This window comes from Paenibacillus tepidiphilus (genome assembly GCF_008635795.1).
Taxonomy (GTDB): domain Bacteria; phylum Bacillota; class Bacilli; order Paenibacillales; family Paenibacillaceae; genus Paenibacillus_AQ; species Paenibacillus_AQ tepidiphilus.
Genome location: NZ_VWRQ01000005.1, coordinates 86,438 through 98,842 on the forward strand (window position 1 = coordinate 86,438; position 12,405 = coordinate 98,842).

12 protein-coding genes and 1 pseudogene are annotated in these 12,405 nt (G+C 54.1%); 4 read left to right on the top strand and 9 right to left on the bottom strand.

Annotation, left to right across the window (positions count from 1 at the left end; all coding sequences use genetic code 11):
* Positions 1–123: 123 nt before the first annotated feature.
* Entirely contained in the window at positions 124–1,395 is a 1,272-nt protein-coding gene (locus F1379_RS08105; protein ID WP_150268308.1) for an MFS transporter, read from the top strand.
* 351 nt (positions 1,396–1,746) lie between these two features.
* Positions 1,747–2,049, top strand: a pseudogene (locus F1379_RS30685) (transposase); the annotation flags it as partial.
* Between the two features lie 74 nt (positions 2,050–2,123).
* Here F1379_RS30685 and F1379_RS08115 read toward each other — a convergent pair.
* Positions 2,124–2,495: a hypothetical protein gene (locus tag F1379_RS08115; RefSeq protein ID WP_150268310.1), complete on the bottom strand. Its 372-nt coding sequence runs from the start codon at positions 2,493–2,495 to the stop codon at positions 2,124–2,126.
* 193 nt (positions 2,496–2,688) lie between these two features.
* Here F1379_RS08115 and F1379_RS08120 point away from each other — a divergent pair, with 193 nt between their 5' ends.
* Positions 2,689–3,552 carry an alpha/beta fold hydrolase gene (locus F1379_RS08120; RefSeq protein ID WP_239004597.1) on the top strand — a complete coding sequence of 288 codons (864 nt, stop codon included), beginning with the start codon at positions 2,689–2,691 and terminating at the stop codon, positions 3,550–3,552.
* A 72-nt stretch (positions 3,553–3,624) separates the two neighbouring features.
* Here F1379_RS08120 and F1379_RS08125 read toward each other — a convergent pair whose 3' ends face one another.
* The 8 genes from F1379_RS08125 to F1379_RS08155 all read right to left on the bottom strand — a co-directional run bounded on the left by F1379_RS08125 (position 3,625) and on the right by F1379_RS08155 (position 11,460).
* On the bottom strand, positions 3,625–4,737 hold the full coding sequence (locus tag F1379_RS08125; RefSeq protein WP_150268312.1) for a metallophosphoesterase: 1,113 nt from the start codon (positions 4,735–4,737) through the stop codon (positions 3,625–3,627).
* A gap of 14 nt (positions 4,738–4,751) precedes the next feature.
* Entirely contained in the window at positions 4,752–5,030 is a 279-nt protein-coding gene (locus F1379_RS08130) for a hypothetical protein (protein ID WP_150268314.1), read from the bottom strand.
* 62 nt (positions 5,031–5,092) lie between these two features.
* Entirely contained in the window at positions 5,093–6,043 is a 951-nt protein-coding gene (locus tag F1379_RS08135; RefSeq protein ID WP_150268784.1) for an EamA family transporter, read from the bottom strand.
* A gap of 359 nt (positions 6,044–6,402) precedes the next feature.
* Positions 6,403–7,371: an ABC transporter substrate-binding protein gene (locus F1379_RS08140; RefSeq protein WP_150268316.1), complete on the bottom strand. Its 969-nt coding sequence runs from the start codon at positions 7,369–7,371 to the stop codon at positions 6,403–6,405.
* 161 nt (positions 7,372–7,532) lie between these two features.
* Complete coding sequence (locus F1379_RS29720; RefSeq protein ID WP_162551099.1) at positions 7,533–7,703, bottom strand: hypothetical protein; 171 nt, start codon at positions 7,701–7,703, stop codon at positions 7,533–7,535.
* A gap of 145 nt (positions 7,704–7,848) precedes the next feature.
* The gene (locus F1379_RS08145; RefSeq protein ID WP_150268318.1) at positions 7,849–9,201 is read right to left on the bottom strand and encodes a sodium-dependent transporter; all 1,353 of its coding nucleotides are present in this window, start codon (positions 9,199–9,201) and stop codon (positions 7,849–7,851) included.
* A gap of 253 nt (positions 9,202–9,454) precedes the next feature.
* The gene (locus tag F1379_RS08150) at positions 9,455–10,504 is read right to left on the bottom strand and encodes a GNAT family N-acetyltransferase (protein ID WP_150268320.1); all 1,050 of its coding nucleotides are present in this window, start codon (positions 10,502–10,504) and stop codon (positions 9,455–9,457) included.
* A 98-nt stretch (positions 10,505–10,602) separates the two neighbouring features.
* On the bottom strand, positions 10,603–11,460 hold the full coding sequence (locus F1379_RS08155; protein WP_150268322.1) for an alpha/beta fold hydrolase: 858 nt from the start codon (positions 11,458–11,460) through the stop codon (positions 10,603–10,605).
* Between the two features lie 237 nt (positions 11,461–11,697).
* On the opposite strand from F1379_RS08155, the gene F1379_RS08160 reads away from it, so the two are divergent.
* On the top strand, positions 11,698–12,405 hold the full coding sequence (locus F1379_RS08160) for a L,D-transpeptidase family protein (protein ID WP_239004598.1): 708 nt from the start codon (positions 11,698–11,700) through the stop codon (positions 12,403–12,405).

A 12,405-nucleotide genomic window follows, 5' to 3' on the forward strand; every position in this document is an offset into this window, starting at 1 on the left:
AGAGAAGGCTCAAAACCGTCTTGCGACCGGAGTCTACCCAGACCAAAGGCCAGCATTCATTAGGAAGGGCAAACCCCTTACGGGACCTTTTACTTCACTTAAGACAACATGGAGGATTGTTTTATGGCAAAATCGTTCTTCCCGCGGCTGCAGGGAAACAGCCGCGGCTGCCTGGCCTTTGAGCCCTTTTTCCTGATTCCGTTCAGCATGTTCTCCACCTATGCCACTCTGTACATGTACGAGCTCGGTCTGACGGAGGTGAACATCGGCTGGATCACCACCATTGGTCTGATTGTGCAGGTGGTCTCATCCTTGCTCAGCGGATATTTAACCGACCGGCTGGGACGCAAGCGGGCCATTTTATTCTTCGACCTGCTGAGCTGGAGCCTGGCCACCTTACTGTGGGCCTTCTCACAGAACCTGTGGTTCTTCGTGGCGGCCGCGATAATCAACGGCTTCCAGCGTGTCCCGCATGTCGCTTTCTACTGCCTGATTGTTGAAGACACCCGGCCCAATGACCGGACATATGTATTCACATTGCTGCAGATCATCAGTGTCATCGGCGGATTATTCGCACCGCTGGGCGGCCTGCTGGTGAGTCATTATGGAATGGTCCAGGGCATGAGGATCATGTATGTCCTCGCCTTTCTGTTCATGACCTTCCAGTTCGTAGGCCGACATCTAACGACCCGCGAGACCGAAGCAGGAATCAAGAAACGTCAGGAGACACGTGAGCTGGGCCTCAAGCAAATTACGGTCGAATATGGCGGTGCTTTCCGTGACCTGTGGGCGGACAGCAATCTGCTGCTGATCTTTGCCGTATACATCCTGTTCAACTTTCAGGCTACGCTGAAGACAACCTATCTGTCGCTATATCTGGCGGATTACCTGCATCTGGACAGCGGTATCATCTCCCTGTTCCCGGCCGTCTCTTCCGTAATCATGCTGCTGACGCTTTGGCTGCTGATGCCCAAGATTTCCGAGCAGAGTGCCAACCGCTCCATGATGGCGGGCTTCGCACTCTCCGCTTTGTCTAATGTAATGCTGGTTGTGTACCCATCAAGCAGCCTTCTCTGGATCGGGCTCAGCACGATTCTGGCAGCGGTGGGACTAATGATCAGCTCGCCGTATCTGGAAGCTGCCGTGCAGAATGCCATCGACGATGATAAACGGGCCAAGGTATTCTCCATGCTGTCTGTGCTGATTCTGCTGTTCACAGCTCCTGCGGGCATTATCGGAGGCTGGGCGTACAAGCTGGACCCGCGGATTCCCCTATGGCTGGTAACAGCAGCATTCGCCGTCTCTTATCTGCTGCTTCATCTTTACCGCAGACGCAGTAACAGGAAGGGGAGCATCCCGCGACAACCTGAGCGCGGGATAGAGCAAGACTCTTAGGAGTCATGTGAAGCTTCAGAGATACAATTGGGGCTGTCCCAAAATCCATGAAATGGCTGCTTGGGACAGCCTTGTTCATTTAGTAAGTATCAACGTTATCGCTTAGGTGGACGCTCCGCAAACGGACCGTTGTTCCAATCGCTGTTGTGCCCAGATTTTTTTCATTCCCCTAAGCGGTGAAAATCCGGGCACAAAGGCGACCGCTGACGCTTTTCCACAATCGTTCCGTCCGCTCCGCTGTTTAAGCGGGATTTGTCACTTCCATCTAAAAAACAAACACAGAAATCGCCCGTTTTGGGAAAATGGTGGTACCGCCCAGCCATTCCCAAAGGAGCCATTTCTTTGTACAGCCCACTTAAAGAACGGTGCACAAAGACAGCTGGAGACCGGGAAATTATCGTGAGCTTAGAACGATTGCGGTTCCAGATACAAGCCAGGGAACTCCTGCAGAGCGAGGAAGGGTAAATCTTGGCAGTGCGACGCATGACGGAGCCTGAAAGTGTATTCGGACAAATGAAAAACAACCGGGGCTTCCGGCGGTTTCTGTTTCGAGGGATAGGGAAAGTCACCTTAGAAGTCGGATGTCTTTCCCTTGCCCACAATCTTATAAAACAAACTGCAGTAGAGCCATTTTTTCTTAATGAGCTGTCTTAGGTAGAATGAAGGCTCTTTTGGGACAGCCCCTTTTCCCCATCTAGTGCGTTCCTCCGGGTTCATACCATTGGCTGCTAGAGCAAACGGTAGCCCGCAGGCAGTCTGCCGCTGCGCTGAATGGCTAGGACCTGCACGGGAGTCAGCCGCTGGTTGGTGGCAATCAGCGATTCCACATCGCCTCTGCGCAGAATGTCGTCCAGTTCACGGATACTGCGGTTACCCCGCAAAATTACGAAGCGATCGCGGAAGCCGGAACGGTCGAACAATACCAGTGTTGCGTTTGGATTGGTTGAGAAAAAGCGCAGGCTTTCGATGCCTGTAAGCACGGCATCCACATCGGCGATGCCCAGATTCCCGCGGAACGTTCTGCGGAGCCCGCGGAAATTCTCCTCGCTAAACACTCTTAATCGGGGATACAATACCGTCGTTTTTTGTTTTACAACCATCGTTAACCCCTCCATATTGGATTGACTCATCGTTTAGGGCAACCCGTCTTTTATAGCATATGCTGCCAAGGATTATGTGCTAGGATTGCAGTCTATGAGGGAAAGATTAATTTGGGGATGGACTTGTCCATTTCCTGCGCATCCCCTACAATGATATTGATTATCATTATTAAATGACGGGTGGAATAGGACAATGCCAGAGACGATGCCCAAGCAACTACATACATATGGCCACAGCCGTTATATGCAGACCGCAGACGGGCGCAGGCTCCATTATATGGAGCAAGGCGCCGGTACCCTAACCGTTGTGTTCGAATCGGGCATGGGCGCGTCCCGCTCCGTATGGGGGCTGGTGCAGCCGCATGTCGCCGAACATACGCGGGCCGTTGTCTACGACCGGGCCGGCATGGGCCGCAGCGAGCCGGACCGGGAGCCGCGAACACTGGCCAGAATCGCCGGCGATCTGTCGCAGCTGCTGGATCATCTGGGGCCAGGCCCCTTCGTCCTCGTCGGCCATAGCTGGGGCGGGCCGATTATCCGTACGGCCGCGGCCATGAATACCGGACGTCTACGCGGGCTGGTGCTGGTCGATCCGACAGACGAGCATTGCGGAATGTATTTCGAGGAGTCCTCCGCCAAACATTACGGCAGGATGGATACTATCCTTCCGCTCATGACCCGGACCGGCCTGTACAGGCTGCTGGGCAGCAGGCCGGGGAAGGTCCAGCCTGCGGATGTATATAAGGAGCACCGCCGTGAGGACTTCACGATGCAATCCGCCAGAACCATGCTGGCCGAAGGACAGGCTTTTGTCGAGGATTTAAGAACGCTTCGCGGCAGTCCCCTCAACCTGGGAGACACTGAGGTGTGCATCGTCTCCGGAACGTTAATGTCCGGATCAGAAAAGAACTACCGCCCGGCGCTTCACGCTGCCCACCGGCAATCGGCAGCTCTTCTGGAGACCAGCCGCCTGGTGGAAGCCCCGAAATCCGGGCATATGATTATGTATTCGGAGCCTCAACTAATCGTTAACGAAATTATCCGGATGCTGGTCTAAAGCCGGCTGCAGAAATAACAAGGAGCTGTTCCAGCCTGCCAGTAATGGCTCTTGGAACAGCTCCTTATATGGTTAACCTTCTGCCTCCAAGAATTGGACCTGAATGGACACAATTTCAGCCCGGGACCCGATCCGGATAGGCGGACCCCAGAAGCCATACCCGGAAGAAACGACAGAATGCAGCCGTCCCTTCTGCAGGTATCCCCAGTCATTCTCGAACAGCCTGTCCGTGATCAGATTGCCGGGGGCGATCTGCCCGCGGTGGGTGTGGCCCGAGACCATCAGGTCAACGCCCTGCTGCTCGGCAATCTCAAATTCCACCGGCTGATGCTCCAGCATAATGACCGGTCCTGAGCGGTCAACGCCTTCCATCAGATCCGCCAGCGCCGCCCGGTCCGGGTCGCTGTAATCTTTTCGCCCAATCAGCGTCAGTCCGTCTCCAAGCTCAAGCGTCTCGTCATAGAGAACCTGGAGTCCGCTTTCTTCCAGCAGCCCGATCAGCTCCTCTGTCTCCCCCTTGAAGCGGTCATGATTGCCCAGAGAGGCGAACACACCCATGGGAGCTTTAATCTCCGAGAGGATTTCGCCGATACCCTTGTCTTGGTAGGGGATGATATCATCATCTACGATATCGCCGGGAAGCAGCACAATATCCGGCTTCAGCGCGTTGATCTCCTCAACCATCCGCTTCGCATGGGCTTTGCCTGACAAATAGGCAAAATGCATATCGGACGCCATCACAATATGCAGCTCCCCCGCCTCGGGACCCGCCTTGTTCATCTGGATGTCGTAGGAGCGGACCACCGGGCTATAGGCATTGAAGCTCCCGTATCCGAGCAGACCAAGCAGCAGAGTCAATGTAATCCAGCCCGAAGCCTTCTGGACGGCACGGCGCGGCAGCCTGGTCAGCTTGGTTAACCACAACATAAGATGGACAACCGGAAGCAGCAGGGCCAGTAAGCCGAACAAGGCCAGCCAATAGCTCCCGATAACGCTTAGAATCGTTGAACCTGCAACAACTCTGGAGAGAATAAGCGAGCTTGCCAGGAAGATGAGTGTAATCACATAGACAATGCGGAATCGATCCGATACCGCCGGCCTGATCCATCTCCAGCCGCTCCAGCCGATGTAGAACACAATCAAGCCGTAAACCATGATAAATACGAGTCCGAGGATGATGTACATATGATTCTCCTTATTTAATCTAACCTCAAGTATACCTCATCCAGCAGCTCAAATCGATTCCGCTCAAATCGGATCAGCCCTTCCTGCTCCGGACGATTCATATCCACGTGGAGCCGCTGCCTGTCCCGGATTGGGAAGGCTTGTTCTACTCCGCCGGGTTCAAAGAAGGCGGATAACGCCACCGGTAAAATGTCGCTGACGAGCATCGCCGAAATGATCCGCGATGAAGGTGTTACAAGTGCCTTGCGCATTCTTAGAAATGCGCTCAAGAAGCAAGAAGTAATAACAAACATGCCCCTCGCCCCTTGCATCAGCAAAGGGCGAGGGGCATTTCCGTCACGCGCCGTTTATTCGCTTATTGCCGGGCCAAGGCGTTGGTACCCCGCCAGCGCAGCTTATACAGCTCCGGCAGGGCTACGCCGAGCAGCACCAGTACTACACCGGCCCACTGCAAGCCGCTCACCTGCTCATGAAGCACAAAGGAGGACAGCAGCACGGCTACCGGCAGCTCGGCGGCTCCAAGAATCCCGGCCATGGCACCGCCGATATGCGGTACACCGATGGCGAACAGCAGCGGCGGGATGAACGCGCCGAACAAGCCCAGCAGGAATCCGTACAGCAGCAGCTGTCCCCACAGCAAGCCGTTAAACAGGAAATACGGCGGAAAAAGAATGCACAGCAGCAGCAGACCGCCTGTAACCATCCAGGCGCTCCGGTAAGCCGGATGGGCCGCAGGTACCGCTTTGCCGCTGAAGATAATGAACAGGGAATAGCTTACTGCGGATAACAGGCCCAGGCTAAGCCCCAGCAGATCGAACCCGGCAGTCTCCTGGTTCAGAATGCCGGCTGCCAGGAGGGTTCCTCCGAATAGGAGCAGCAAAGTCAGTACCGTGATCTTGTCGGGCCGCTGGCGTTTGCTTACGGCCTGAATCAGTACGCTGATCCAGGTGAACTGGAACAGTAGAATAATGGCCAATGAAGCCGGGATATAACGCAGCGACTGGTAATACAGCAGACCGGTAACCACCGTCGGTGCTCCGGCCAGCATCAGCAGGAGCCGTTGCTTCCAGGTTAATCGGACAGGGGCCAGCTTTGGAGCGGCGGTCTGTTTAACAGCGTTCTGCTCCTTGCGGCTTGCCTTCCACTTAGTATACAAGGCCAGCAGCCAGGCAAGAATACAGCCGGTCAGCAGCTGTGTCCCGACTACCTCCCCCAGCTGGTAGCCTTCCCCGTAAGCCAGTACAACGATTGTCGATAAGATACCGTAGCTCATTGCTCCTACAAGCACGGATATTAAATACTTCATGTCTTTCATGTCTAAGATGCCTCCTGAATCTTCTGTTTCGGCCGCAACACGCAAATAAACCTAACTCCGGGACAGGGACACTGACAGCGGTCCTTGTCTTCGTAGTTAGGAAGTATAGGCTTCCTGTAGAAACCCTCGCCCTATGATACCTGATGGCTGCGAGGTTATACGAGAACGGTATGTATTTATCGGTTGACGACTGTTCATATGTTACATGCCAAGTGAGCTGCCGTCAACCCTTATTTCTTTAAATTTGTAATTTCACTGCTTCTTCTCCACCGCTGCAGACGGATAATTGTAACAACAAAAAGTGAGCCAATAATTCGGCTCACTTCCCTGCAGTATATCCCTTATGGAGATTATTTGCCTGTATACAGTTTCGTCTTCATCAAAGCCTCAAGGAACGAGAACTTGCTGAATGCCGTGCCGCCTTGAGCAATCGGATCAACCAGATTTACGTATACATTACCGCTCTTGACCGCCTTCAGGCTCTTCCAGATCGCATTCTTCTGCAGCTCTTCCATCGCCTTCGGGTTATCCTTGTTCTCATCCGCCGAGAACTGTACGAACAGGTAGTCCGGATTGATTGCGGCAAAAGCCTCCAGCGAAACGAGCTGCTGCGCTTTCACCTGGGAAATTTCCTGCGGAACAGCCGCACCGAGATCGGCGTACAGGGAACGGTTGAAGAAGACATCCTTCGGATACAGGTACAGGTTACCGGAGCGGACGCGGACCGCTACGACCTTCTTATCCTTGAACTTAGGCGTCAGCTTCACTTTAGCTTCCTTCAGCTCACTCTGGTATTTCAGAATGGCGGCGGTCGATTCCTTCTGCTTGCCGGTCAGCGCCGCGAGCAGCTTCAGGTTGTCCATCCAGTCGGTAGCAATATGCGATACCGGAATGGTCGTGGCGATCTTCGCCAGCTTCGCATTGGTTTCATCCGGGAACTTCGTGCTGCTGAGAATCACAGCCGGCTTCAGCTTCAGAATGGCTTCCAGATTCGGTTCGGTCTTCTCGCCGATTGGCTGGACGCCTTTCGTAATCTTGGCGAACATATCAGGGAAATCACCGCCGACGGTCAATGCACCCTTCGGTTTGAAGTTCAGCACCAGCGCGTCCTCCAGCGCCTCGATGGCACCGGCGATGACAATATTGTCGGTCTTGGCCGGAACGGTGTAGACCTTGCCTTTATAAGTAATTTTCTGCGTCTTTTGCGCAGCCTGCGCAGCTTTGGCGACACTAGCCGGTGCGGCGTTAACGCTTGCGACTGAACCGATATTGAGTGCCATTACACCGGCCAGCACGAGACCCATTAATTTTTTCTTCATGACCCACTACCACTCTCCAACCCCAGTATTTTTTTAGTGATAATGATTATCACTATCACAATTATCATAGTCCATCTTCCCGCCGGTGAACATGGACTATATCCATAATATAACTGGACGATTTGCGGATTATGGCAGCAGAACTTCCGGTTCCTGTAAACCTAATACAACCGTTCCTCACCAGTAATCGGATTGGTAAATGCCTGCTCGACATCACTGCGGGTCAGTTCATCTGCAAATTCAGTCTCTCTCTTGCCGGAGCGGTCCTTTGTGTCCAGCTTCTTAGCCGCCGCTGTGCTGTTATCTTTCGCTTGGTTGGGCTGTTTGTCCATTAATGTGCACTCTCCTCCATTGTATATGCCCTCATAGGGTACGGCCGTTCTCTTGTTTTTATACGGCTTATGAGAACACAAAGAAGCCTGCAACCCAGGAGTTGCAAGCTTCTTTGTTTGTAGTGAGGGACGGCTGGGAATAAGTTTAGAACGACAAAATACCGGAGGTGTGCAGCAGCACCAGGAAAACAAGTACAGGTGCAACATACCGCAGCATGAACAGCCAGATCTTGAACCAGCGGGCCTGCAGACCGGCTGCTTCCGCTGCCCCTTTCCAGACATATCCGGCAAAAATCGTGATCAGCAGCCCGCCAAGCGGCAGCATAATGTTGGAGGTGACAAAGTCCACCCAGTCGAACAGCGCTTTCCCGCCGAAGGTAAGCTCCGGGAACATGCCAAGCGACATCGCCGAAGGTACACCAACCAGGAAGCAGAGTAAGGACAAGATCCAGACCGCGCGCGTACGGCTGATGCTCCAGCGTTCCATCGCATAGGATACTGGTACTTCCAGCAGTGATACTGCCGAAGTCAAAGCGGCAATGGCCAGCAGAATGAAGAACAAGCCGCCGAACAATGCGCCGAAGGGCATAGCCGAGAATGCCGCCGGCAGAGCGATGAAGATCAGGGAAGGCCCCTGATCGGGAGCGATGCCGAAGGAGAAGGTTGTCGGGAAGATAATCAATCCGGCAATGAACGCGTAAATCAGATCCCCGGCGCCAATCGCCATGGTGGCGGTACCCAGTGATTGCTTTTTATCCACATAAGAGCCGTAGGTCAGCAGAATCCCCATTCCGAGCGACAGCGAGAAGAATGCATGTCCCAGGGCAACGAGGGCCGATTCCGCCGTGAGCACCGAAAAGTCAGGCTTCAGGAAAAAGGACACACCCGCTGAAGATCCAGGTAAGGTTAAGGCCCGGATCATGAGGACAATAAGCAGAATGACCAGCCCGGGAATCAGTACTTTATTGAATTTCTCGATTCCGCCTGCTACTCCGAGGACAACCACGCCTGCCGTAATCAGCATGGCTACCCCCTGCCAGACAATCGGCAGTATTCCTGAGCTGAAGGAGCTGAATGCCCCGGCGTAATCGGTGGTGCTGAACAGATCGCCATTGAAGGCAATTACCGCATAATGCAGCGTCCAGCCTGCTACAATCACATAAAAGGAAAGAATCAGAAAAGGTGCCAGCACCTGCAAAATTCCTGCAGCCTTCCAGCCCTTCCCGCCACCCGCGCGGATAAACGAGGTTGCTGCACTGCCCCGTCCGCTGCGTCCGATAGCCAATTCGGCCAACAGCACCGGCAAGCCGATCAGCACCAGACAGACAATGAAGAGCAGAAAGAAAGCAGCTCCTCCGTTCTCTCCGGTAATATACGGAAACTTCCACATGTTCCCCAGGCCTACCGAGCTGCCGATGGCTGCCAGAATAAAGCCGCTGGATGAAAAGCGCTCCTTCTTCTCCGTAAGCAGATTTGTTCCCTTGTTCGTTTGATTCATGGACTGACCCCATTCTCTTTTTTAGACATCATTATAACCTAACTAATCGCGTGAGATATATAGGGAAATAAAATTATTTAATTGGATGTTAATTCCAATTGTCACACCTGATCATTGGGGATGATATTTCGCAAGCAGGCGTGCAAAAGACAGGAACCACAGCCCGAAGACGGTGGTTCCTGTCCAGACGAAACAATATTTAATGTCAGGCGTAACGGAATCGAATACCGGGCGGCCGGAACTCCACTAGCAATCACCCCGCCGCTATATCATTCCAGCCAGCGTCAAACGCAGAGCATATGCCCATTTTCCGAAACCAGGCTATATCCTTCTCCAGTCGTTCCATATCCACCGGCTGATCCTGTTTCTTCATCTTGGAGATTGCTTTACGGACCAGCTCCGGCTGATTGGCTTTGATCATGCAATACAGCTCCTCCACCAGCAATCTTGGTTCTTCGCCGGAAGCCTGCGACAAATAATTGCCCCACTCCAGCCACCCCGCTTCATCCAGATCCTCCAGATTTTCAATCGGAGCATAGGAAGAGAACGAGGTATAACAGTTCTCCAGCTTGAAGCCGAGACTCTCGGCCAGAGCCCTGGACCCGCTATTCGTGGATACACACATCCACTCCACGGTGTGGTACCCCTTGGCCAGACAAGCCTCAAGGACCGCAGAAGCGGCCTGCTTGGCAAGCCCCTTACGGCGGTGGGCGGGAGCGGTATGTATACCGATGGCGACCCTGCCCCGGGCTGCGCAGTCACTTAAGGACCAGCTGGCGATGTAATCATTCAGCCGGACAAAATAACCGCATCCCTTGGCGGCAAAGAGATCCGGATCTCCCCAGCCTTCCGCCCAATCCAGGACGCGGCCGGCATTGGTGAACCCGGTCTGCCGGAGTTCCTCCGGATTGACCGGCTCCAGCACATAACCGTCCGGAAGCGGGCGTTCCACGGGTCTATAGCTGTCCCGGGTCAAGCTGTATTTGCACCGGGTATACGGCCGTATATAACGGTTTGGGTGAACCTGCTGAATTTTACCGGCCCATTCCTCTCGATCAGGCGTTACACTCTCCCAGAAATCCAGCAATCCCCCGATGGCCCGGTTAAATTCACCGTTCTCCGGGTTTCCTGCGAGCAGCACGGTTTCACAGGTTCTGATCAGCACCGATTCCGGCTGATCGGCAGAGTCTGCCCAGATTTCACCGGGCAGTTCTCCATCCAGCACAGCGAATACCGAAAGTTCATTATGGCATTGAATGAGCGGTGTTACCTTGTGATAATCTTCTTTGGTCAATTGAATCATTGCCGATTCCTCCCGCGATGTTTTTCTTTTATTGTCGTGTCGGGAACCGGCTGCAGCAAGGATTGAAATGGATATATTTGTTTTATACGGACAAGCCGTTAATCTTCATGCAGCCAGCTTGCCAGCTTCTGCTCGAACCGCTCCGGTTCTTCGAACATCGGATTGTGGCCGCTGCGCTCAAAGACCACTTTGGTCACGAGGGAATTCGGGGCCTTATCCAGAGCATCCCATAGCGCTAAAGGCCCGACCAGATAATCATACCGTCCAAGCCCCAGAAACACCGGTTTGGCGCAGGCATGGAGCTCTGTGAGCAGGTCGATCTCCGCAAATACTTCGCCCCATAGATAGTCAATGACCGGCATATTCATCTGTACCCCATCCCACAGAGCAGTGGAATCATAAGTGTAATCGTAGAAGCTTTGGGCTCCCATCCGGCAGCACATATGCGCAAAACGCCGCTCCGGCTCTCTCCGGATATCCTCCTCCAGCAGCGCCATTTGCCGGGTGAACCAGCTTCTGCGCTCCGGGTCGGCCTGGCGTTCAAAGTACTCCGCACTTTCCCGCTGCCGCCCGGCACTGTTGGATGGAGCTGTATTCAGCAGGACCAGCCTGCGCACATGCTGCGGATACCGCTTCGCATATGCCATTGCCATAAAGGCATGGCCGGAATGGCCCAAAATGGTAAACTCAACGAGTCCCAATTGTTGCCTGGCATACTCGATATCCTCAATGATCGGAGCCAGACCCTTCAGCTGGAGCGCCTCCGCCCGGAGCGGGAAGCCGAATCCCCTGTGGTCCAGAAAAATCAGCTCGCTCCCAGCAAACCGGTCCGGCGGAAACAGCCTTGAATAATAAAGGCTGCTGCCAATCACCAGTACGGCAGGTCCGGTACCCCGTCTCTCATAATGTAAAATGTATCCGTCACATTGAATAATTCCGTTAGAGTAGTTATCCATATTTATATTCCCCGCTTTCGGTTTGTTGTGGCCCCACCTCCTTTCGCTGCGGATTCCATGATATTCTCCATGGAGCGTTCCAGCATATCATGTTCCCCCCTTTCACATTGTCTCCCGTAAGGTTTCGCCGAAGCGGACGGTAATCCCTGTCTTTGGTGAACGTATTCGCGAGTTCCAGTTCCAGTGTTTGTCCACAGCCGCTTTGGAGGTAATGAAGGAAAAAAGGAGGGATTGCATGTGTCCGATCCATTCTTCCGCCGGCATCTATCCAGAACGCCTGTGATTCTTCTCGCCCTTCTCATTCTGCTCGCCTTCCCGGGCATGTCCGTCCAAGCCGCCGGATTCAGCGATTCCTGGCCTTATAAAGCCGAGCAAATGGAGGCCCGCCAAGTAGTTGTTGTCGAAGCCGCGGAGCGTTCCTCGCAAAGCGGTGTGCTCTCGCTGCGCGAGAAGCGCGGCGGGCAGTGGGTTGCCCTATTATCCGGCATACCCGTATCGCTTGGTAAAGGGGGGCTGGGTAAGACCAAAGAAGGCGACGGACGTACGCCCTCCGGCGTCTTTCGGCTCGGCCATGCCTTTGGCTTCGCCGCGCAGCCGGCAGGTCTGCGCCTTCCCTACACCCGCACCTCCCCGACCGATTTCTGGGTGGATGATCCCGCTTCCCCGGACTACAATACCTGGATCTCCTACAGCGGCAATCCGCAGCAGCGCTGGAGCTCCTATGAAGCACTGCAGCATCCGCTTTATAAATACGCCGTGACTGTAAGCTATAATACCAATCCGGTCATTCCCGGCAAGGGCAGTGCCATCTTCCTGCATCTGTGGCGGGGGCCCGGCCAGCCGACCGCCGGCTGCATTGCCATGTCTGAACCCGATCTGCTGCGGCTGATGCAGGCGCTTGATCCCGGCTTGTCTCCGGCTATCGCCATCGGTATCGCGGATTAA